Genomic DNA, 23,206 nt, shown 5'->3' with positions numbered 1-23,206 from the left:
AGGGCATGACATGACATTTTCAGACGTCAGTAAAGACACGAGGCCGCGGAGGAAATCGCCTAAGCGGAGAGCCTTCAGGGCCGTAGCCGCCCTGGCCGCAGGAACCCTGCTGCTGGCAAGTGCAGGCGTGGCCTACGCGGATACCATCTACAACAATATTGATACAAGCATTGATTCGGTTTCGGAGGTCATGCCCCTGAACGTTGGAGGGGCCGTCGGAACTACAACGCTGGCGGTGGCACCCGCCAAGAATGACGGCAAGCCGGGCTGCAACCTGACAGGGTCGACTACCCTGACTTTGAACTTCCATTCCACCAACGCGAGCGTGGCCACCGTCTCACCAAGCATCGCAACGTTCACCTCGTGCGGCGATGAACACCTCCTGACCATCACCCCGGTAGGAGCAGGGTCGACCAGCGTCACGGCAACCCAGGTAACTAACGATACGGGCGGTACTTTCGATCTCGGCCCGGCGACGTTCACCGTGAACGTCGCGGCCCCCGCGCCGTCCAACACCGCCCCTGTCCTCACCATCAAGGGCACGGCAACCGGCGCCTCGTACGCCAAGGGGGCGGTCCCGGCGACACTCTGCAACGTGACGGACACCGAGGACGGGCCCAGCTCCTTCGCTGCCACCCTCAGCGGCATCACCGGCACTGATTCTGCGGGGGGCATCGGATCCCAGACCGCCACCTGCAGCTACACCGACAAGGGCGGTCTGACAGCCACAAGTTCCGTGACTTACAGCATCGTCGATGCCACGGCCCCGGAGATCAGCTACACACTCAGCCCCGCCACTCCGGATGGGCTCGCAGGCTGGTACCGGACGTCGGTGGATCTGACATGGACCGTCACCGAATCTGACTCGCCGTCCACTCTTGTCCTGCAGGGCTGTGAGAACACGACCATCACGCTGGACCAACTGCCAGGAGACTACAGCTGCTCCGCCACGAGCAGCGGCGGCCGCGCCGGCCCGGTCACGGTGTCCATCAAGAAGGACGGAATCGCGCCCTTGGTCGGCTACACCAGTGCATCCGGTACCTCGGGCAACAACGGCTGGTACACCTCCGACGTCAACGCCACGTTCACCGCAACGGATGCCACCTCCGGCCCTGCGTCGGCCACGCAGACGGTGACCTCCAGCGGCGAGGGGTCCGCCGTCGTCGTCCTGAGCCCGGAATTCACGGACAACGCGGGCAACACCACCGCTGCCGGCTCCGCGAGCCAGCCGTTCAAGATCGACAAGACGGCCCCCGCCGTCTCCTACACCGGTGCCAACCCGGCCGCTCCCAACGCCAATGGCTGGTACAACACCGACGTCGTGGCCACCTTCACCGGAACCGATGACACATCCGGCCCGCTGAGTGCAACGAAGACCGTGACCTCGTCAGGCGAGGGCGCGTCTGTGGTCGTGCAGAGCCCGGAATTCGAGGACGTAGCTGGCAACGTGACCCCTGCTGGAGCGGACCAGGGCACCTTCCAGATCGACAAGACTGCTCCGACGGCCAATTTCAGTGCAGTGGTGCCCACTGGCTACTTCGGCTCCACGGCGCCGGCGCCGACGTGCACCGCATCTGACAGCCTTTCCGGGCTTGACGGAACCTGCGTTGTCAGCGGCTACTCCGCAGGGGTGGGAAGCCACACCTTGACCGCCACCGCGACTGACAAAGCAGGCAACACAACTACGATCACCCAGAGTTACGACGTTCTCGCGTGGACGCTCAAAGGCTTCTACCAGCCGATCGACATGGGCGGCGTGATGAACACCGTCAAGGGCGGCAGCACTGTCCCGGCGAAGTTCGAGGTGTTCGCCGGCACCACCGAGATCACCGACCCCAGCCTCATGGCGTTCTCGATGGCAACGACCACGTGCTCGTTGCTTTCCCCTACCGATGACATCGAAACGACGGCAACCGGCAGCACGTCCCTGCGCTATGACACCACCGGCGGCCAGTTCATCTATAACTGGAAGACGCCCACCGGAGCGGGCACCTGCTACCAGCTCACCATGAAGGCGGCCGACGGCAGCACTATCAGTGCCAACTTCAAGCTGAAGTAGCCCGCACAGCAGCAACAACAGCAACCAGGTAAGGGTCCGGCCGCAAGGCCGGGCCCTTACCTGGTTGGGCGCGGCAGTCTCCCGGCGCCTCCTGTGGTGCAGTCCACCGCAGCCCGCAGAAATATCCCGGGCGCCGCCGTCGTTGTCCGAAGTGTGCCCGCCGCGACCCGGCAGGCCACCCTACGCAACGCATTGAAAGGCCGGCACCGACGTGACGCTTCCCCTCTCCATCCTTGATCTGGCGACCATCGGCAAAGGCCAGACGGCGGCGGAGAGTTTCGCAGGCAGTGTGGCCATGGCACAGCGGGCCGAGGAGCTGGGCTACCGGCGGATCTGGTACGCCGAGCACCACAACATGTCCGCCATCGCGTCGTCGGCCACCAGCGTGCTGATTGCCCACGTGGCCGCCCACACGAAGACCATCAGGCTGGGCGCCGGCGGAATCATGCTGCCCAACCACTCGCCGCTGACCATCGCCGAGCAGTTCGGCACCCTGGAGACGCTGCACCCGGGCCGGATCGACCTCGGCCTGGGCCGCGCCCCCGGCAGCGACCAGAACACCATGCACGCGCTGCGCCGGGACCCCATGTCCGCGGACACTTTCCCGCAGGATGTCCTGGAGCTGCAGGGCTACCTCACCGGTCCTACGCGGATCCAGGGCGTGGAGGCCACCCCCGGCAAGGGCACCAACGTCCCGCTGTACATCCTGGGTTCCTCGCTGTTCGGCGCCCGCCTTGCCGCTCAGTTGGGCCTGCCGTACGCCTTCGCGTCGCATTTCGCCCCCAACGCCCTGCAGGACGCCGTTGCCGTCTACCGCCGTGAATTCAAGTCCTCGGCCCAGCTGGACGCACCGCACGTGATCGCCGGCGTCAACGTCATTGCCGCCGATTCTGCTGCCGAAGCGCAGGCGGCTTTCCGGGCCACCCTGCGCGCCCGCGTCTCGCTGTTCTTCGGCGGCGGGCGCGAGGTCTCGGACGATGAAGCGGACACGATCCTGGACTCCCCACAGGGCCAGCACGTCTCGCAGATGATGACGTACTCGGCCATCGGAACCCCGGACGTGGTGCTCGACTACCTGGACGGGTTCGCCAAGCACGCCGACGCCGACGAACTTATCGTCGCGCACCAGAGCACCGGCACCGAGTCCAGGATCCGCTCCGTGGAGCTGCTGGCGGAGGTAGCCGGGCTGGCCCGGGTCTAGTCTCGACGCGACAACAAATGATACGAGCCCCCGCATACCCTTGACTTCGCTCAACTGAACCGGTTAAGTAGAGTCCACTGAACCGGTTCAGTGGCGTGAGTCACGGAACCCGAAACGTAAAGGGCCCCACATCATGGCAGTAACCATCAGCGACGTCGCCCACGCGGCCGGCGTCAGCAAAGGTGCTGTCTCTTATGCGCTCAACGGCCAGCCCGGCGTCAGCGACGCCACCCGGGGCCGGATCCTGCAGGTCGCGAAAGAGCTTGGCTGGAAGCCGAGCCTCCGCGCCAAGGGCCTGTCCTCCGCGAAGGCCTACGCCTTGGGACTGGTGGTGGCCCGCGATCCCAAGCTCCTCGGCACGGACCCCTTCTTCCCGGCCTTTATTGCGGGCATCGAAACCACCCTCGCCGAGCACGACTACACGCTGGTCCTGAGCGTTGCCACCGCCCCCGGCGCCGAGGAGCGGGCTTACCGCAAACTGGCCGACGGCGGCCGCGTGGACGGCGTGATCCTGACGGACGTGCGGCACAACGATTCGAGGATCGGCTTGCTGCGGGAGCTCAAGCTGCCGGCGGTGACGCTCAACAGGCCGGATTCGGACTCACCCTTCCCGGCGGTGTCCATGGATGACACGGACGGCATCACGGCCGCCGTCGAACATCTCCTCGCCCTGGGGCACGTCCGGATCGGCCATGTGGGCGGCGCCCAGGAATACATTCACGGCCGCAGCCGCCGCCAGGCCTGGGAGTCGGCCATGGCCGCTGCTGGCCTGGCAGCGGATCTGTTCGCAGAGGCTGATTTCACGGCTCCCGGGGGAGTGGCCGCCACCGCGGACCTGCTCCGCCGGCCGGACCGCCCTACCGCGATTGTCTACGCGAACGACCTGATGGCGACGTCCGGCCAGTCCTTCGCCCAGTCTCAGGGCCTGAGCGTTCCGGGAGATCTGTCCATCACCGGCTACGACAATGCAGAGTTCACCCAGTACCTCAACCCGCCCCTCACCACTATCGCCACTGACCCCATGCGCTGGGGCAGAGTTGCCGCGCAGGCCCTCCTGGACCAGCTCAACGGCACGCACTCCGGCCAGGATACGGACCTGCAGGCACCTTCCCTGCTGGTCCGCGCCTCCACCGGCCCCGCCCCATCCACAGCCACCAAGCACGCCACAAAGCAAGCAAAAAAGCACACGAACCAGTCGCAGATCCCCACCGGGACCAGTACCAAGGAGTCGCAATGAAGCGCTTTACCAAAGCCACGCGAATATTGTCAGTGGCCGCCCTGACCGTAATGGGGGCAGGCCTGGCTGCCTGCGGCAGCAGCGGAGGGGGCGGCGACGGCGGCTCCGCCACATCCGCCAAGGGCCCCATCAAGATCTGGTACTCCAACAACGAGTTCGAGGTTAAGTGGGGCAAGGCCATGGTGGAATCCTGGAACGCCGCGCACCCGGACGAGAAGATCGATGCGCAGGAGATCCCAGCCGGCAAGAGCTCCGAGGAGGTCATCGGCGCCGCCATTACGGCCGGAAACGCGCCCTGCCTGGTCTTTAACACCGCGCCGGTGGCCGTTCCCCAGTTCCAGAAGCAGGGCGGTTTGGTGGCCCTGGACGAATTCCCGGACGGGCTCCAGTACATCAAGGACCGCACCGGTGACCTGGCGGACCAGTACAAGTCCGCGGACGGCAAAATGTACCAGCTGCCCTGGAAGTCCAACCCCGTAGTCCTCTTCTACAACAAGGACACGTTTGCCAAGGCAGGGCTGGATCCGGCGAACCCGAAGCTGGGGACCCACCAGGAACTGCTGGACACCTCGCGGGCCCTGGTGTCCTCAGGTGCTGCCACCACTGCCATCTGGCCATCGCCGGCCAGTGACTTCTTCCAGGCCTGGTTCGACTTCTACTCCTTCTACGCAGCCAACTCGGACGGCACCCCGCTGGTGAAGGACGGCAAGGCCACGTTCGACAGTGAGCAGGCAAGCAGGTAGCCGCCATGTTCGAGACCCTCTACAAGGAGAACCTCGCCTCCAAGGAGGTCTACCAGGGCGATTCGTTCCTGGAGGGCAAGGCCGCCATGTCCCTGGCCGGTCCCTGGGCCATCGCGGCCTACAAGGACAAGGTGAACTGGGGTGCGGTCCCGGTCCCCGCTGCCGCGGCAAAGACTGATACCTCAACCTTCTCCGACGCCAAGAACGTGGCCATGTACTCCGCGTGCGAGAACCAGGGCACGGCCTGGGAAGTCCTGAAGTTTGCCACCAGCGAGGAGCAGGACGGCAAGCTGCTGACCGACACCGGCCAGATGCCCATGCGCAAGGATCTCCCCACGGTCTATGCGGACTACTTCGCCAAGAACCCGGCGTACACCCAGTTCGCCGAGCAGGCCTCTCGGACCGTGGAGGTCCCCAACGTCTCCAACTCGGTTGAAGTCTGGCAGACCTTCCGCACCGCCTACGCCAAGGCCGTGATCTTCGGGAACGAAAGCATCGGCACCGCGTTCAAGGGCGCGGCGGACAAGATCAACCAACTGGTAGCCCAGAAGTAGCGGTGACCCCCCAATGTCAGTCCGCTCTTCTGGTGGGAACCCCGTCACGGGGAAACCGGCTGGTGGAACGGCGGACCGGCGGCTGGTGCCCAGGAAGCGTAAGAACTTCCTGGGCCCCCAGCCGCTGGGCCTGCTGTTCAGCGCCCCCTATGTCATCTACATCCTGGCGGTCCTGGCGTTTCCCCTCGGTTACGCCGTCTACATTTCCTTCCACGATTTCTTCTTCACAGCACCACGGGTCAAGGTGGAGCGGCCTTTCGTGGGGTTCGAAAACTACATCACCGTCCTGTCCGACCCCGCAGTCCAGCGCTCCTTCCTGAACATCGGCGTCTTCCTTATCATCAACGTCCCGCTCACGGTGGGCCTTTCCCTGCTGCTGGCCAACGCCCTGAACCGCGTGACCCGGCTCAAGACGTTCTTCCGCCTCAGCTACTACGTCCCGTACGTGACGGCAAGTGTCGCCGTCGTGGGTGTCTGGCTGTTCCTGTTCCAGGGAAACGGGCTGTTGAACACGCTGCTGGGCCCCCTGGCCCCAGCCCCCTCCTGGCTGGTGAATTCGTGGCTGGCCATGCCCACCGTGGCACTGTACGTGACGTGGAAACAGTTGGGATTCTTTATCCTGCTGTATCTCGCTGCGCTGCAGAACATTCCCGATGAGCTGTACGAATCAGCGGCCGTGGACGGCGGCAACAAATGGGTCCAGTTCTGGAACATCACCGTGCCCGGCGTCCGGCCCGCCAGCGTCCTGGTCACGCTGCTGGCCACCATCACCGGCGCGAACCTCTTCACCGAGCCGTACCTGCTCACCGGCGGCGGCGGTCCGGACGGGGCATCGGCCTCCCCGGTGTTCATCATGTACCAACGGGGCATCCTGCAGGGGAACCCCGACGTCGCAGCCGCGCTGGGCGTGGTGCTGGTGATCGGCGTCCTGCTGATCGCCCTGATCCAGAAACGCCTGGTGGGCGGGAAGGAGGACTGAGAATGTCCGTCACCAACGCACAAAACGCCAAGAACGACGACGACGCCAGCCGGCTCCCGGAACAAGCGGAACCCGTCCTTCGTCCCGACTCGGGCGTCGAAAAGCGCCGCAACCTGGGCGTGGGCAGCTTCATCCTGCTGGGCGTGGGCGCCTTCGTTTTCCTCTTCCCGTTCTATTACATGCTCATCGGTTCGTTGCAGACTTCCCCGGACACGTCGATTTTCGGCGCGTTTCCCAATCCGGCCAACATCACCGGCGCGAACTATGTACAAATCAACGAGTCCATCAACCTGTTCCGCGGCCTCCTTAACTCCGGCATCTTCACCGGCGGTGTCATCCTCTTCACGGTGATTTTCGGGCTGCTGGTGGGCTATGCCCTGGCGCAGATGCAGTTCCGCGGCCGCGGGGTGGTGTTCGGCATGATGCTGCTGGTGCAGATGATCCCGTTCCAGTTGCTGCTCATCCCGCTCTACGTCATGATTGTCCGCGATTACGGCCTGGCGGACAGCTACCTGGGCATGATCCTGCCGTTCGCCATCAACTCCACGGCGGTGTTTGTGTTCCGCCAGTACTTCCTCCAGTTGCCCTCAACCCTGTTTGAGGCGGCCCGGATCGATGGCGCCTCGGAGTTGCGGATCCTGTGGCAGATCGCCATCCCGCTGGTCCGTCCTGCCATCGTCACCGCCGTTCTCCTGACCTTCATCGGCCCGTGGAACGAGTTCCTGTGGCCGTTCCTGGTCACCAAGGAGCAGTCCCTGCAGCCGCTCGCCGTGTCACTGGCCAACTTCATCTCCAACATCGCCGGCCAGGCCGGCAACCCGTTCGGCGCCATCCTTGCCGGTGCCTGCGTACTGGCGGCCCCCGCCGTCGCGCTGTTCATTTTCTTCCAGCGCCAGTTCATCTCGACCAACATCGGTTCCAGCGTAAAGGGCTAATCCATGACTTCCCCTCACACTTCCGCCATGCCCACCGTCCCCTTCACCCTCACCCGCGCAGGGGTCATCATGACTCCCGAGCCCGGCAACGACTTCGAAGCCGAGGGCGTCCTCAATCCCGCCAGCGGCCGCGGCCCCGACGGCGAGCTGTACCTGCTCCCGCGGCTTGTGGCCAAGGGCAACGTGTCCCGCGTGGGGCTCGCCAAGGTGATCATCAACGACGATGGCGTGCCCACCGGAGTGGAACGCGAGGGCGTTGTCCTGTCCCCGGACGAGGGCTGGGAACGCGGTCTGAACAACGCCGGCACCGAGGACCCGCGCACCACCTGGGTGCCCGCCCTGGGCAAGCACCTGATGACCTACGTGGCCTACGGCCCGCTGGGTCCCCGCCTCGCGTTCGCGCACTCCGAGGACCTCCGGAGCTGGGAACGCCTTGGCCCGTGCTTCTTTGAGTACCAGGCCGATCTCTCCATGGACCTGAACCTGTTTCCGAACAAGGATGCGGTGTTCTTCCCGGAACCGGTGAACGATCCCGACGGCGTGCCCGCCTACGCCATGCTGCACCGCCCCATGTGGGACCTGGGCTGGATCCGCCCCGGCGAAGGCGAGCACCTGCCCGCCGGCATCACGGACAACCGCCCCGGCATCTGGATCTCCTACGTGGCCGTGGCCGACGTCCAGCGCGACCTGCGCAACCTGGTCCACATGGGCAAGCACCGCCTGGTGGCCCTCAGCGAGTTCCCCTTCGAGGAAGTGAAGATCGGCGGCGGCCCGCCCCCCATCCGCGTGGACGAAGGCTGGCTCCTGATCCACCACGGCGTGGCCGGAAAGATGGCCGCGTCTGCGTTCGAGCAGCAGCAGAACGTCAACTACACCGCCGCGGCCATGATCCTGTCCGCGGACGACCCGTCCACGGTGATCGCCCGCAGCGACAAGCCTTTGTTGGCACCGGAAACCGAGGATGAGATATCCGGGATCGTGCCCAACGTGGTGTTCCCCACCGCGATCGAAAAAATCGGCGACCAGCTGTTTGTGTTCTACGGGATGGCGGACTCCAAAATCGGTGTGGCCACACTGGACCGGATCTGACGGTTATGGCTTCACCGAAGGCCACGCGGCCGGTGGTGACGGCGGTGGCCGTTTCCCTGCTGGCTGTTTCGCTCCAAGCCAGTGCCGTCACGGCGGCCCCTTCCGCGCCGCCGTCGTCCGCCAGTACTGTCACCGCACCCGCGGCGCCTGTCCTGGCACCCGCATTGGCCGACGGCGGGAGCCTGACCAACCTGGACCACCTGGACTTCCTGCTGGACACGGTTCCGTTGGCGCCGGTGGCCGGGCACACCACCTACCAGCTGGAGCAGGACCCCGAGGCCGAAGCGCCGTGGACCTACGCCGACAAGAACGACGACGGGAGCTATGACAGGGTGGGCGGCGGGAACCTGGACCCGGCCACGGGCGACTGGTCCCAGGGCGCCTACAACGCCGACGATATTGCCCGCACCGCCGTTGTGTACCTGCGGCACTGGAAGCAGACCGGGGACCTGGCGAGCAAGGAGCACGCGCTACAGAATCTTCGCGCGCTCACCTACCTGCAGACAGTGGACGGCCCGGACGCCGGCAACGTCATCCTCTGGCAGCAGACGGACGGCAGCCTGAACCCCAGCGCCATCCCGGTGGAACTGCCGGATCCGTCCGACTCCGCGGAATCCTACTGGCTGGCCCGCACGGTGTGGGCCCTGGGCGAAGGCTTCGCAGGGTTTGCCGAGTCCGATCCGGAGTTCGCCGCGTTTCTGCAGGACCGGCTGCACCTTTCCCTGGCTGCCCTGAACCGCCAGTCTCTAGCCAAGTACCGCACGTTCGACACCGCCGACGGCGTCCAGGTTCCGGCCTGGCTCATCGCCGGCGGCGCGGACGCCTCGGCCGAGGCCGTGCTGGGCCTGGCCGCCTATGTGCAGACCGTTCCGTCCGATGCCGTGGCCACTACGGCGCTGTCCCAGCTGAGCGAGGGTGTGGCCGCGATGTCATCCGGCTCGGCCACGCAATGGCCGTTCGGCGCCATCATGCCGTGGAACAAGTCCCAGAGCCTCTGGCATGCATGGGGTGGCATGGCTCCGGCCGCTGTTGCCACCGCGTCCACCGTCCTGGACCGGCCCGACCTGTTGACGGCAGCGGTGAAGGACACCGCCCAGTTCACCCCGCAGCTGCTCGCAGCGGGTGGTCCGGACAACGCCTGGAGCCCCGCTCCCGGCGAGGCGCAGATCGCGTATGGCGTGGACTCCCGCGTCCAAAGCCTGGTGGCGACGGCGGAAGCCGCTGACGCTCCGGGCCTCCTGGACGTGGCAGCCATCGCTGCCGGCTGGTTCTTCGGCGCCAACCCCAACGGCGCCCCCGCCTACAACCCCGCCACCGGCACGGCCATCGACGGGATCGAAACGGACGGCCGGATCAACCCCAACTCCGGCGCCGAGTCCACCATCCATGCCCTGCTCACCATGCTGGCCCTCGACGCCGACCCGGAACTCCGGGCCAAGGCCTTGGGGATCAGCGTGACCGAAGGGACCAACGGGCTCAACGTGGTGGAAGCCGAAGCCGGCACCATCACGGGCAACGGCACAGTGGTGCGGCCGCCCTCGTCCTGGACCGGCGAAGCGAACATCTCCGGCGGGGCATATGTCGACCTGAACGCTGGCGGCAGCCTTTCCATCCCGTTGCCGGCAGCGGACCAGCCCAGCAACATCTTCCCCATCGTGAACCAGGCAATTGCGCCCGCGGGCACCACCACCTGGACCTCGGCCAAGGGCCCGCTGGGCACCACGGCAAACGGCGGGACAGGGGCGCAGGGCATCACCGACGCCCCCGGCATCCTCATCCCGCTCACGCTGAGGCGCGCCCTAGCTGCCGGACTGACTTCGGTCACCGCCACCACCGACGGCCACGCGGCACTGGACGCACTCCTGGTCCAGCCGCTGATCTCCACGGTGCGGGTCTCCGGTTCCGGCGGCGAGTCCACGCTGTACGTCAGCGCGGCCAAGTCCACAACGGTCCAGCAAGTGAGCGTGCCGGAAGGGTTTGTGCTGGTCCAGCGCCAGTACGACTCCGCCGGCCAGCCTGTGAAGGGCCCCACGGACAACGCCGGCAGCACGTCCGGACGCGTCACCGTGGCCCCGGGCGGCTTCACGATGGTGACGCTGACCGCCGGCTGACCGACGGCAGCCGGTGAACCGCGGCGGGTTCCGTTCCTTACCGGGGGGGTAACGGGGCGGCCCGCCGTCGGACTTTCACCCAGCTGCAAGGCTTTACACAGCGGCAATAAGGGGGACATTCAGGCGAAACCGCCCGGCGGGAACATGGATTGCGGCCCCTCCGGCCTTTTCTGGCCAGGCTCTGCTGAAGGAGTGCACGCATGGTTACGCCGTTGAACCAGAGTGTGGCGGATTCCGCCCTGCTGACCAGATCGCTGCCGCTGGGCCTGCTGCGGACCTTCATCCAGTCGGACCTGGCGGACGAAGGTTTCACCGCCACCCTCCTCGCCGAACTGAAGGTCCTCGCCCGTGTCCCCGGGCTGCTGGTAGCCTGCAACTACGGCGGAACACTGTGCGACGCTGAGGGAATCTCCACCGAGACCCTTCCCCTGGGGAGCGCTGCGATCGCGCTCCGCGCCCTGGCCGCCCTGCCCAACACGCATGCCGCCGTCATCTCCGGGCGCTCGCTGCGTGACCTCGCCGCAGTGTCACGACTGCCCGCGGAGGTGCATCTCATCGGATCGCACGGCACGGAGTCGGACATGGCCTTTGCCCACGTCCAGACCCTCGCCACCGAAGCCACGCTCCACAAGGTAAGCACCGCACTTTCTGAGGCCGTGGGTTTCCAGGAGGGCATCTGGATCGAACGGAAGCCAGTGGCCGTGTCAGTGCACACCCGGCCGGCCTCGCCGGAAGTCGTGCAGGTGGTGACGGAAACGGCGCGGGAGATCGCCAAGGCACATGGGCTGTTCTTCATCGTGGACGGTTCGGTCCTGGACCTCTCGGTCGTGGAACCGGGCAAGGCGGACGCCCTGGAAAACCTCCGGTCCCGGCTGGGCGCCAGTGCGGCGCTGTACGCCGGGGACGCCTACAGCGACGAACTGGCCATAGCCACGCTCCGGGGTCCGGACCTGGGGTTGCGCGTGGGCCCGGGGGAGACCCGGGCTTCCCACCGGCTGCGGGACCCGGAATCCTTCGCCCGCATCCTGGCCCTCCTGTTCGAGCTGCGGCGGGCCTGGCTTTTCGGCGAGGACGCAGTAGGGCTCGAGCGGCACACGATGCTCGGCAACGGATCCTCCACCGCTTTGGTCACGCCGGATGCCAAGGTCTGCTGGATGAGCCACCCGCTCCCGGATTCAGGGTCGCTGTTCGCCCACATCCTGGGCGGCGACGCCGCCGGGCACTTCTCCGTTGAACCGGTCAAGGCCTCGCAGGTTCTGGGCCAGCGCTACGTGGACAGCACCATGATCGTGGAGACGCGCTGGGCGGACGTCACCGTCACGGACTACCTGGAGCCGGCACCGGAAGGTATCACCAGCCTGGTCCGGGTGCTCTCCGGCACCGGCGGCGCCAAGATCGTCTTCGCACCCCGGCCGGACTACGCCAACGCGCCGTTCAGCATGGAAGCCCGCGGCGACGAACTCCATGTGGTGGGAACCTCCGATCCCATCATCCTTTTTGCTCCGGGCGTCAGCTTCACCATCACTTCGGACGGCCGCCATGCCACCGCCATTGCTTCGGTCAACCTCCAGGACGGACCCGTGGTCCTCAACCTGCGCTGCGGCGACACGGAGCCTGCGTTGGCGGACCCCGCCGGGGAAACCGACCGGCGGGCGGGGGTGGCACTCCACTCCCGCCGCTGGGTGCAGGAACTGGAACTGCCAGCCGTGAAGCCATCGCTGGTCCGCCGCTCAGCGCTGGTCCTCCGCGCCCTGGTGCACGAGCCCACGGGTGCCGTGCTGGCCGCGCCCACCACGTCCCTGCCCGAAGGAATCGGCGGCACCCGGAACTGGGACTACCGCTATTGCTGGCTGCGGGACGGGTCCATGACGGTGAACGCGCTGGTGGACCTGGGCTCCACTGCCGAGGCGGCGGGGTTCCTCAGCTGGCTGGGCCGGATCCTTGAACATGCGCCGGGCCCGGAATGGCTCCATCCCCTGTACTCGGTGACGGGGGCGCCGCTGTCCACGGAAGCCGTCATCGACAGTCTGCCCGGGTATGCGGGGTCCCGGCCGGTCCGGATCGGCAACGCCGCGGACCACCAGGTCCAGCTGGATGTCTTCGGTCCGGTGGCTGAACTGATCCACGGCGTCAGCTCACGGAATGGTGGCCTCGAGGATGCCCACTGGGACCTGTTGGTGCAGATGGCGGCCGCCGTCCTGGCCCGGTGGCACGAGCCTGACCATGGCATCTGGGAAGCCCGGCGTCCGCCGCGGCACCACGTCTACACCAAGGTGATGTGCTGGGTGACGCTGGACCGTGCACTCCGGACCGCCGCCCGGCACGGCAGGACGCCGGATCCGTCGTGGGAACCTACGGCCCGGACCATCCGGGAGGAAGTCCTGCGCGAAGGCTGGGATGACTCGGCCGCGTCCTACACGGTGGCCTACGACAGCCCCGACCTGGATGCAGCCGTCCTGCACATCGGGCTCTCCGGCCTGCTGGATGTCACTGACCAGCGGTTCCTGGACACCGTCACCGCCGTGGAACGGGAACTGCGGGTGGGTTCCACCGTGTTCCGGTACAGGTACGACGACGGCCTGCCGGGTTTGGAGGGCGGCTTCCACATCTGCACTACCTGGCTGATTGAGGCTTACGTTGCGGTGGGCAGGATCGAGGAGGCCTGGGACCTGTTCGACCAGCTGGTGAACCTCTTCGGCCCCACCGGCCTGCTGCCCGAAGAATACGATCCCAGCACGGAGACGCACCTGGGGAACCACCCGCAGGCCTACTCGCATCTGGGGTTCATCCGCTGCGCCCGGATCCTGGACCGGCACAAGCCAGAGGCCAAAAGGCCGTAACCCCGCGGTCGCTGACGCGGCTCGTTCACGGCGGGGCGGCCTGCCCTGCGTCAGCGGGCCGCGGAGAAGACCTGCGGGGCGGGCCGGGTCCCGGTGGCCAGGTCCGCGAGGATCCGTCCCACCACGGGAGTGAACTTGAAGCCGTGCCCGGAGAATCCGGCGCCGATGACCACTGGACCGATCCGGTCGAGGATGAAGTCCTCGTCCGGCGTGGTGGTGTACGTGCAGCTGATGGCCTCGAATGAATCGGCGTCCACGCACGGCAGCCAGGTCCGGGCGTAATCCTGCAGGGCCGCGAGCTGGACCGGTTCGGGGAGGAAGGACCGCCTGTCCGGATCCACCACGGGACCGACGCCGTGCCAGCCGGCTTTGATGCCTTCGCCCGGCGTCTGCATCCCATAGACGGGCGAATACCAGTCCTTGTAGGCAGGTCCGGGTCCAGGGGTGTGGTTGGAGCCGGGCCACACGGCGCCTTGATCGGCAACGCGGAAGTGTGCCGGCTGCTCCTGGGTGACCGTGAGCCGGGGAATCCTGAGCTTCCCGCTCACGGCCGCGCCGGACAGCAGCTTCTCCGTCCAGCCCCCGGCCGTTACCACGGCCTGCGCGGCGGTGACCACCTCTGTCCGCCCCGATGCGCCAGGGCCTCGTTCCGCCAAAGTGAGCCGGACGCCGTCGTCCATGATTTTCAGCTCCACCACCTTGGTGTGGTGCCGGATCTCGGCGCCGCGGGCCGCGGCGAGCCGCTGGAAGACGGGGAGCGCCGCCTCGGGGTTCAGCTGGCCGCCGTCGGGCATGTGAAGGACCTGCTGGTCGAAACGGATGCCGCGCCACCGCTCGGCGGCCTCCTCCGGCCCGAGGGACTCTGCCCGGATGCCTGCCTCGGTGAGCGCCGCCTGCACCAGCGCGAGCCGCGGATCAGGGCCATGGTTGACGATCCCCGTGCGCGTGAGCAGCAGTTCGCCGCTGTCCAGCTCGAGTTCCTCCCAGAGCGCCAGCCCCTCGGCCAGCATGGCCACGTACTCCGGCCGGTGGTAGCCCGGGTTCAGGTTGCGGGTGCTGCCGTGCGACGCCCCGTTGTGGTGGCCGGGGCCGAACTGTTCCAGCAGCGTGACCTGGCGGCCACGGCGGGCCAAAGCCCAGGCAGCCGCAGAGCCCATTGCTCCGCCGCCGATCACAACAGTGTCCAGGTTTGTTCCCATTTGGCTCCTCAGGTCAGGTCAGTTCAGCAGCAGGGCGACGCCGATCATGGCGGGTACCGCCACCACCGTGGTGATCAGGACGGTGTCCTTGGCCACGGTGAGGCCGGTCTGGTATCGGCTGGCGGCAACAAAGACGTTCTGCGCCGTGGGGAGGGACGCAACCACCACGGCCGCGAACAGGGCCGGGCCGTTGATACCCAGGGCAAAGCGGGCGAAAACGTAGGCAATGGCAGGGTGGACCACAAGTTTGAAGGCGCTGGCCAGGAGGGTGTCCACGCGCCTGCCGGCGGCCGCCTGCAATGGCCGGCTGCCGCTCAGGCTCATGCCGAAGGCGATCAGCATGGCCGGAATCGCCGCCCCGCCAATGAGGTGGATGGGCTCAAGGAGCAGCGGCGGAACCTGCCAGCCAGTCCCCGCCACCTGCAGGCCCAGGCCGGAGCCAACAATCATCGGGTTCCGCAGGATCATCAGAATGAATCCCCAAGGCGTGGTGCGGTGCGAGCTGGTGCAGGCGTCAAGGATCATCAGGAAAACCGGAGTGAAGAACGCCAGCTGGAAGATCAGCAGCGGCGCCACATAGCTGGCGTCGCCCAGGACGTAGACCGCGATGGGGATGCCAAGGTTCGCGGAGTTGGCCAGGGAAGCGGCCATCGAGGACATCAGTGCTTCCGGCAACGCGCGCTTCAGGACGAACTTCACGATGCTGAAGAAGACAATGGCGGTGCAGAGCGCGGACACCGCCGTGACCAGCAGCGGTTCCGCGAAGACTTCCCCCAGCTGCGCCTTACTGAGCGTCTCGAAGAGCAGGGCAGGGCTGGCCACGAAGAAGGTCAGGCCACTGAGGACCTGGCGGGCGTTGTCGCCGAGGATCCGTTGCCGGCCGACGAACCAGCCCACCATGATGATGAACCAGACAACAAAGAAGCCCTGCAGTACACCTACCAAGAAAAGCCTCCGAAGCTGCGGCGGCGGTGTCTGCCCGGACTCACCCTCCGGCTACAGGGCGGCGTTGTTAAGGGCGAACGGCGGCCGCATCAGGCCCGGCGTGAGGCCCTCGGCCGGATCGTTTCCGATCCGGACAATCTTGTTGTGCTTGTCCACATGGATAACCTTCGGGGTGTAGGCCTTGGCCTCTTCCGTGGTCATCTGGGCATACGTGATCAGGATGACAATGTCGTTCTCGTGCATCAGGTGCGCGGCTGCCCCGTTGATACCAATGACACCGGAGCCGCGCTCGCCGGCGATGGTATAGGTCTCCAGGCGCGCACCGTTGGTCACGTCCACGATGGCCACGAGCTCGCCGGGAAGGATATCGGCAGCATCCAGCAGGTCCAGGTCAACGGTGACCGATCCTACGTAGTGCAGGTCGGCGTGCGTGACGGTGGCCCGGTGGATTTTGGACTTGAACATTGTGCGATTCATAACCCGCCCAGTCTAGCGTCGGCGCCCGGATCGCGCTGTGACGCACTGAACATCGCGCCGGAGGCTGTTCCCCACCTGCCCGGCAAGTGACCGGGCGGTTAGGCACCTAGCCGGACGCGCCGCCGTCGTCCGTCCTTGCTACTGAAATGGCGGTGGCTGCCAGCGTCTCGCGGGCGGCGAGGATGGCGGGCCGCTGCGCGCTGGAGCGGCGCACCGACGTGAACACGGTCCTGCGCGGATGCCCCGGCAGATCCAGCAACTGGGCGGTGGTGCCCCGCCCCGTCCAGACGAGGTCCGGCATGAGCCCCACGGCATTTCCGGACTCGATAAGCCTGATCTGTGCCTGGAGATCGGCTGTTTCGAAGCGGACATCGGGCTCGAACCCGGCGCTCCGGCAGGCCTGCTCCGCCCAGTGCCGGGAGGCCGCGCCGCGCGGCTCCATAACCCAGGGCAGCGCGGCAGTATCTTCCAGCGACGTGATGGACGGCCGGCCGGGAGCGGCTGGCGGAACGGCCAGCCGGATCGCGTCAGTGGTCAGCTTGATGCGGTCCAGCTCCGGGTACCGCGGGGCGGCGTGGCCCGGATACTGCTCGGCGATGACCAGGTCAAAATCGCGTGCCCACGTCTCATGAAGTGCCGTTTCGGGTTCGCGCTGGATCATTTCGATCCGGACTTCCGGGTACTCCGCCGTCATCCGCGAAAGCGTGTCGGGCATCAGCGCCAGGGCCGCGGACTGGAACACCGCAATCCGCACGGTTCCCGTGACAGTGGTCAGCGACGCCGCCAGATCCGCTTCCGCCTGCTCCATGGTTTCGAGCAGCTGGGCGGTGTGGGCCACCAGGACTTCGGCCTGCGGCGTCAGCTGGACGCGCCGCCCCGTTTTCCGGAGCAGCTCCACGCCCACTTCCTTTTCCAGCAGGGCAAGCTGCTGGGAGACCGACGACGGGCTGTACTGCAGTGCCTCCGCCACCTCCGCCAGCGTGCCCCGGATCTTCAGTTCGCGGAGGAGCCGCAGGCGCCGAACATCGAGCATGGCCACATTCCTTGATGAATCTAATGGATATTGGTTAGAAGTAGTCACTTTATCTAACGCAATTGCGCTTGCATACTGGTGTACCTGAGTTACCCCCGTCACAGCCCCATGCCGGGGCGCCGCGATGGGGCCGCACCCCACGCAGGAGTTCCTGATGAGCCCTAAAGATATGTCCCAGTCGATCATGCGGCGCAAGCCGCTCGACGACATCGAAGAAGAAAACAAACACAGCGGTCTGCTCAAGTCCCTTGGGCTGTGGCAGCTCACGGCCATCGGCGTCGGCGGCATTATCGGCGTCGGAATCTTCTCCCTCGCGGGCCTGGTGGCGGCGGGCAGCGAAGGAAACCCGGGTGTGGGGCCCGCTGTTCTGTTCTCCTTCCTGATCGCCGGCCTGGCCTCAGCAGCTGCCGCTCTCTCCTACGCAGAGTTTGCCGGCATGATCCCCCGGGCCGGCTCGGCCTACACCTACGGCTATGTTGCGCTGGGCGAGGTGATCGGCTGGTTCATCGGCTGGGACCTGCTGCTGGAATACATAGCGATCGTTGCCGTGGTGGCCATTGGCATCTCCGGTTACCTTGAGGCGTTCCTGTCCGGCATCGGCATCCATTTGCCTGTGTGGATGACCTCGACGGCGGATGAGGGCAAGGGCGGCATCGTCAACATTCCCGCCATCCTGGTCTGCTTGCTGGTGACCTGGATTCTGTCCCGTGGGACCAAAGCATTCGGCCGGTTTGAACTCTTTGCAGTAGCCATCAAGGTTGTCCTGATCCTTTTCATCATCGGGCTCGGCATTTTCTACATCGACACCAACAACTACAACCCGTTTATGCCCAGCGGATTTGGGCCGGTCCTGGCGGGATCGGCAACAGTGTTCTTCGCTGTGTTCGGCTACGACGCCATGAGCACCGCGGCGGAAGAGGCCAAGGACGGCAAGAAGCACATGCCCAAGGCCATTGTCCTGTCCCTTATCATCGCGATGCTGCTCTATGTCGCGGCCACCCTGGTCCTGACCGGCATGCAGAACTACAAGGACATCGACCCCAAGGCCGGCTTCGCCTCCGCGTTCACGGGGGTGGGCCTGCCCGTCATTGCCACCATCATTTCCGTCTTCGCCGTGCTGTCCATCCTCACGGTGATGCTGACATTCCTCCTGGGCGTCACCCGTGTCTGGTTCTCCATGAGCCGCGATGGCCTGCTGCCCGGTTGGTTCGCCAAAACAGACCGGCATGGAACGCCGCAGCGCGTCACCTGGATTGCCGGCGTCGCCTCCGCCCTGCTGGCCGGCGTTTTCCCCATCAAGGCCGTTGCTGACCTCACAAACATCGGCATCCTGGCCGCCTTCGTCGTGGTCTGCTTCTCTGTGATCGTGTTCCGCTACAAGAAGCCGGACGCCCCGCGCACCTTCCGCCTGCCGCTGATGCCGGTCATTCCCGCGTTCGGTGTGCTCGCCTCCGCGTTCCTCATGTTCCAGCTGCACTGGGAGACCTGGGTGCGGTTCGGCGTGTGGCTCGTCATCGGCCTGGCCATCTACTTCTTCTACGGCCGCAAGCACTCCCTGATGAACCCGGACAGCCCGCGCCACCAGGAAGCCGTGGAGATGCACCGCCCCCTCAGCTAGCCCTCACTTTCCCGACCTGACCCCCGCAGCCCTCTCGGCAGGCCCGGCCCCCACACCCCCACACGTTGCGCTATCACTTTTGGTCCCCAAACCCCGGTTTTGGGAACCAAAAGTGATAGCGCATCCGGGGGAGGGGGCCGGGCCTGCCGTTGGTGGTTTAAGGGCTGTTCGGGCCGCGCCGGAAGCGTTGGGTTTTCTAACCTGTATTGCTTAGAAAACATCGCTTTATCTTATGTGATTGCAAGCTCATACTGATGAATAAGACCCCTTCCAGACCACGGAAAGAACGAGCAAACCATGACTCACACTGCAACGGAAGCCACCGGACAGACAGACGTCCCGCAGGCCCGTGCCCTCGCGGCGGACACCATCACGCTGGTGCGCCGCTGGCTGACCGAGGCTTCGAAAGTTCCTGTTGATGCCTCGGCTGAGCAGCTCGCCGGTGTGCTGAAGGATCCCAACGGCCTGGACTTTACGGTCGGCTTCGTGGACGGCGTGGTCCGCCCCGAAGACCTCCACGTTGCCGCCCGAAACCTCGCAGCCCTGGCGCCGAAGGTCCCGGCGTTCCTGCCGTGGTACATGCGCAGCGCCGTCCGCCTCGGCGGCACCATGGCGCCGGTCCTGCCGCAGGTGGTCATCCCGATCGCCCGCCGTGTGCTCCGCGAAATGGTGGGCCACCTGATCGTTGACGCCACCGACGCCAAGCTGGGCCCGGCCATCGCCAAGATCCGCAAGGACGGCATCAAGCTCAACGTGAACCTCCTCGGCGAAGCCGTCCTGGGCGAGCACGAGGCTTCCCGCCGGCTCTCGGGAACCCACACGCTCCTGTCCCGCCCGGACGTGGACTACGTCTCCATCAAGGTTTCCTCCACCGTGGCTCCGCACTCCGCGTGGGCGTTCGACGAGGCCGTGGAGCACGTTGTCGAGAAGCTCACGCCGCTGTTCACCCGCGCCGCTTCCTTTGCCGCCGCCGCGTCCGGCGCGGGACAGAAGGCCAAGTTCATCAACCTGGACATGGAGGAATACAAGGACCTGGACATGACCATCGCGGTCTTCACCAGGATCCTGGACAAGCTCGAGTTCAAGAACCTCGAGGCCGGCATCGTGCTGCAGGCCTACCTCCCGGATGCACTCGCCGCCATGATCCGCCTCCAGGATTGGGCCGCCGAACGCCGCGCCAACGGCGGCGCCGCCATCAAGGTCCGCGTGGTCAAGGGCGCCAACCTGCCCATGGAACAGGTGGAGGCCTCGCTGCACGACTGGCCGCTGGCCACCTGGCACACCAAGCAGGACTCGGACACCAACTACAAGCGCGTCATCAACTACTCGCTGCACCCGGACCGGATCCAGAACGTCCGGATCGGCGTGGCCGGCCACAACCTCTTCGACATCGCCTTCGCCTGGCTCCTTGCCAAGCAGCGCGGCGTGGAATCCGGCATCGAATTCGAGATGCTGCTGGGCATGGCGCAGGGCCAGGCCGAAGCCGTCAAGAAGGACGTCGGCTCGCTCCTGCTCTACACCCCGGTGGTGCACCCCGCAGAGTTCGACGTCGCCATCGCCTACCTGATCCGCCGCCTCGAAGAGGGAGCCAGTCAGGACAACTTTATGTCCGCCGTGTTCGAACTCAGCGAAAACGAAGTTCTGTTCGAGCGCGAGAAGCAGCGCTTCCTCGCCTCCCTGGACACGCTCGACGACGAAGTTCCCCCGGCCAACCGGCAGCAGAACCGGAGCCTCCCGCCGCAGCCCCTGCCGCGTGACTCGTTCGCGAGCACTCCGGATACTGACCCGGCCTTGCCTGCCAACCGCACCTGGGGCCGGGCCATCCTAGGCCGCGTCACCACGTCCACGCTGGGCAACGCCGCCGTCGAGGCCGCCACCATCAACGACGCCGCAACCCTCAACTCAGTGATCGACACGGCCGTGGAAAAGGGGAAGGCCTGGGGCGCGCTGACCGGCGACGAGCGCGCCGAGATCCTGCACCGCGCCGGTGACGTCCTCGAGGCCCGCCGCGCCGACCTCCTGGAGGTCATGGCCAGCGAAACGGGCAAAACCATCGACCAGGGCGATCCCGAGGTCAGCGAAGCCGTGGACTTCGCCCACTACTACGCCGAGTCCGCCCGCAAGCTGGAAATGGTCGACGGCGCCACGTTCGTGCCCGCAAAGCTCACCGTGGTGACCCCGCCGTGGAACTTCCCGGTCGCCATCCCGGCAGGGTCCACCCTCGCGGCACTCGCCGCCGGCTCCGCCGTCGTGATCAAACCCGCCAAGCAGGCCCGCCGCAGCGGTGCCGTGATGATCGAGGCACTCTGGGAAGCCGGCGTCCCGAAAGGCGTGCTGACCATGGTCCAGCTCGGCGAGCGGGAACTCGGCCAGCAGCTGATCTCCCACCCCGCCGTGGACCGTGTGATCCTGACCGGCGGCTACGAAACCGCCGAGCTGTTCAGAACCTTCCGCAAGGACCTGCCGCTGCTTGCAGAGACCAGCGGCAAGAACGCCATCATCGTCACGCCGAGTGCGGACCTGGACCTGGCCGCCAAGGACGTGGTGTACTCCGCGTTCGGGCACGCGGGGCAGAAGTGCTCTGCCGCGTCCCTAGTGATCCTGGTGGGCACTGCTGCTAAATCTAGGCGCTTCCACAACCAGCTCATAGACGCCGTGACCTCGCTGAAGGTGGGCTACCCGCAGGACCCCACCAGCCAGATGGGCCCGATCATCGAGCCCGCAAACGGCAAGCTGCTCAACGCCCTCACCACCCTCGGCGAGGGCGAGACCTGGGCCGTGGAACCGCGCAAGCTCGACGGGACCGGCCGCCTCTGGAGCCCGGGCGTGCGCTACGGCGTCCGCCGCGGGTCCTACGTCCACCTCACCGAATTCTTCGGACCGGTCCTGGGCGTGATGACCGCGGCGACACTCGAGGATGCCATCGCCATCCAGAACCAGGTCGAATACGGCCTCACCGCCGGCCTGCACTCCCTGAACCCGGACGAGCTCGGCACCTGGCTGGACTCCGTCCAGGCCGGAAACCTCTACGTGAACCGCGGCATCACCGGCGCCATCGTGCAGCGCCAGCCGTTCGGCGGCTGGAAGAAGTCCGCCGTCGGTGCGGGCACCAAAGCCGGCGGTCCCAACTACCTCGCCGGCCTCGGCAACTGGGTCAACGCGGAAGCCTCAGCCACGGCAACCGTCACCAACGCGGGCGTCGGCCGCATCCTGAACGCCGCCGCGGGCTCCCTGCAGCCAGCCGAGCTGGAATCCCTGCAGCGTGCCCTGGCCTCCGACGCCCAGGCCTGGACTGACGAGTTCGGCACCGCCAAGGACGTTTCCGGACTTAGCGCGGAGCGGAACATCTTCCGCTACCGTGCGCTGCCGGTCACCGTGCGGCTCTCCGAACGGGGCGCGCTGGCCCACCTGGTGCGGACTGTGGCGGCCGGCGTCCTGGCGGGTTCGGTACTGACCGTGTCCACCGCCGTCGACCTTCCCGCCCAGCTGCGCGCCGTGCTCACCGGGCTGGACGTCAACGTCACGGTAGAGTCCGACGCCGGCTGGCTGGCTTCGGCGGCACACCTCGCCGCGGCGGGCAAACTGTCCGGTGCACGGATCCGCCTGATCGGCGGCGACGCCACCGCCCTCGCCGAGGCAACGGACGGGCGTCCGGACCTGGCCATCTACGCCCACGCGGTCACCGAGGCCGGACGGGTGGAGCTGCTGCCGTTCCTGCACGAGCAGGCCATCAGCATCACGGCCCACCGCTTCGGCACCCCGAACCACCTCTCGGATGCGCTGATCTAGGGCGGATCTATGGCGCTTTAGATCACTGTTGCGAGACACGCGTTGTGCCGCCGAACGTGGCCAAGCCAGGGCCTGCGCAGGCTGCCTGCAGGATAGGTTGGCGGTTCAGGCGCCCGCAGTCGGAACCCCGACCGGGCATCCGCCGGTGCACCGAATGGGCACAGCTGGGTACACCCTGGATCGTGGCGTTATCCGGGCACCACGCGACCGTGAGGATCCGGACGGCGTCCCTGCCCCTCCACTCGGAGACGTTGTCCGCCTCGCGCCCAACCATGTGTGCTGGGCCGTCAACCTTGCCGACGACCTGGTCGTGACACAGAACGGCATCATCGACCACTGGGTGGTGGCGGCGCGGGGAGCCAACACCTGACAGGACGAGCGGTCGCCAGCAGCGATG

At 66.4% G+C, this 23,206-nt stretch carries 17 protein-coding genes; 13 read left to right on the top strand and 4 right to left on the bottom strand.

Annotation, left to right across the window (positions count from 1 at the left end; translation table 11 throughout):
- Positions 1-10: 10 nt before the first annotated feature.
- The 10 genes from ACQCSW_RS20165 to ACQCSW_RS20120 all read left to right on the top strand — a co-directional run bounded on the left by ACQCSW_RS20165 (position 11) and on the right by ACQCSW_RS20120 (position 13,748).
- Entirely contained in the window at positions 11-2,059 is a 2,049-nt protein-coding gene (locus ACQCSW_RS20165; protein ID WP_426988791.1) for a PxKF domain-containing protein, read from the top strand.
- Between the two features lie 211 nt (positions 2,060-2,270).
- Positions 2,271-3,260, top strand: coding sequence for an LLM class flavin-dependent oxidoreductase (locus ACQCSW_RS20160; protein ID WP_426988789.1), 990 nt, complete (start codon positions 2,271-2,273; stop codon positions 3,258-3,260).
- 133 nt (positions 3,261-3,393) lie between these two features.
- The gene (locus ACQCSW_RS20155; protein ID WP_426988787.1) at positions 3,394-4,497 is read left to right on the top strand and encodes a LacI family DNA-binding transcriptional regulator; all 1,104 of its coding nucleotides are present in this window, start codon (positions 3,394-3,396) and stop codon (positions 4,495-4,497) included.
- The gene (locus ACQCSW_RS20150) at positions 4,494-5,240 is read left to right on the top strand and encodes an ABC transporter substrate-binding protein (protein ID WP_426988785.1); all 747 of its coding nucleotides are present in this window, start codon (positions 4,494-4,496) and stop codon (positions 5,238-5,240) included. Before ACQCSW_RS20155 ends, ACQCSW_RS20150 begins: the two co-directional genes overlap by 4 nt.
- Before the next feature lie 5 nt (positions 5,241-5,245).
- A complete protein-coding gene (locus ACQCSW_RS20145; protein ID WP_426988783.1) occupies positions 5,246-5,794 on the top strand; it encodes an extracellular solute-binding protein in 549 nt (182 codons plus the stop codon).
- Between the two features lie 13 nt (positions 5,795-5,807).
- Complete coding sequence (locus ACQCSW_RS20140) at positions 5,808-6,773, top strand: carbohydrate ABC transporter permease (RefSeq protein ID WP_426988781.1); 966 nt, start codon at positions 5,808-5,810, stop codon at positions 6,771-6,773.
- Between the two features lie 2 nt (positions 6,774-6,775).
- Positions 6,776-7,708 (top strand): carbohydrate ABC transporter permease, encoded by a 933-nt coding sequence (locus tag ACQCSW_RS20135; protein ID WP_426988779.1) that lies wholly within the window; start codon positions 6,776-6,778, stop codon positions 7,706-7,708.
- A 27-nt stretch (positions 7,709-7,735) separates the two neighbouring features.
- Positions 7,736-8,797 (top strand): glycoside hydrolase family 130 protein, encoded by a 1,062-nt coding sequence (locus tag ACQCSW_RS20130; protein WP_426988777.1) that lies wholly within the window; start codon positions 7,736-7,738, stop codon positions 8,795-8,797.
- A gap of 5 nt (positions 8,798-8,802) precedes the next feature.
- Positions 8,803-10,908 (top strand): hypothetical protein, encoded by a 2,106-nt coding sequence (locus tag ACQCSW_RS20125; RefSeq protein ID WP_426988775.1) that lies wholly within the window; start codon positions 8,803-8,805, stop codon positions 10,906-10,908.
- Positions 10,909-11,108: 200 nt separating this feature from the next.
- A complete protein-coding gene (locus tag ACQCSW_RS20120; RefSeq protein ID WP_426988773.1) occupies positions 11,109-13,748 on the top strand; it encodes a trehalase-like domain-containing protein in 2,640 nt (879 codons plus the stop codon).
- A 50-nt stretch (positions 13,749-13,798) separates the two neighbouring features.
- Here the strand turns inward: ACQCSW_RS20120 and ACQCSW_RS20115 are convergent, their stop codons facing one another.
- The 4 genes from ACQCSW_RS20115 to ACQCSW_RS20100 form a co-directional block, all read right to left on the bottom strand.
- On the bottom strand, positions 13,799-14,947 hold the full coding sequence (locus ACQCSW_RS20115) for an FAD-dependent oxidoreductase (RefSeq protein ID WP_426988771.1): 1,149 nt from the start codon (positions 14,945-14,947) through the stop codon (positions 13,799-13,801).
- Positions 14,948-14,965: 18 nt separating this feature from the next.
- Positions 14,966-15,892: an AEC family transporter gene (locus ACQCSW_RS20110; protein ID WP_426988769.1), complete on the bottom strand. Its 927-nt coding sequence runs from the start codon at positions 15,890-15,892 to the stop codon at positions 14,966-14,968.
- A gap of 51 nt (positions 15,893-15,943) precedes the next feature.
- Entirely contained in the window at positions 15,944-16,369 is a 426-nt protein-coding gene (panD, locus tag ACQCSW_RS20105) for an aspartate 1-decarboxylase (protein ID WP_426988767.1), read from the bottom strand.
- Between the two features lie 106 nt (positions 16,370-16,475).
- The gene (locus tag ACQCSW_RS20100; RefSeq protein ID WP_426988765.1) at positions 16,476-17,402 is read right to left on the bottom strand and encodes a LysR substrate-binding domain-containing protein; all 927 of its coding nucleotides are present in this window, start codon (positions 17,400-17,402) and stop codon (positions 16,476-16,478) included.
- A gap of 154 nt (positions 17,403-17,556) precedes the next feature.
- On the opposite strand from ACQCSW_RS20100, the gene ACQCSW_RS20095 reads away from it, so the two are divergent.
- From ACQCSW_RS20095 to ACQCSW_RS20085, 3 genes are all read left to right on the top strand, one after another.
- Positions 17,557-19,020: an amino acid permease gene (locus ACQCSW_RS20095; protein WP_426988763.1), complete on the top strand. Its 1,464-nt coding sequence runs from the start codon at positions 17,557-17,559 to the stop codon at positions 19,018-19,020.
- Positions 19,021-19,317: 297 nt separating this feature from the next.
- Complete coding sequence (locus ACQCSW_RS20090) at positions 19,318-22,809, top strand: proline dehydrogenase family protein (RefSeq protein ID WP_426988761.1); 3,492 nt, start codon at positions 19,318-19,320, stop codon at positions 22,807-22,809.
- Positions 22,810-22,963: 154 nt separating this feature from the next.
- The gene (locus ACQCSW_RS20085) at positions 22,964-23,179 is read left to right on the top strand and encodes a hypothetical protein (RefSeq protein WP_426988759.1); all 216 of its coding nucleotides are present in this window, start codon (positions 22,964-22,966) and stop codon (positions 23,177-23,179) included.
- Positions 23,180-23,206 lie beyond the last annotated feature (27 nt).

This window comes from Pseudarthrobacter sp. Y6, assembly GCF_050156205.1.
Taxonomy (GTDB): Bacteria; Actinomycetota; Actinomycetes; order Actinomycetales; family Micrococcaceae; genus Arthrobacter.
Note: the sequence above shows the minus strand (reverse complement) of the source record. Positions and strands in the feature narration are given on the sequence as shown.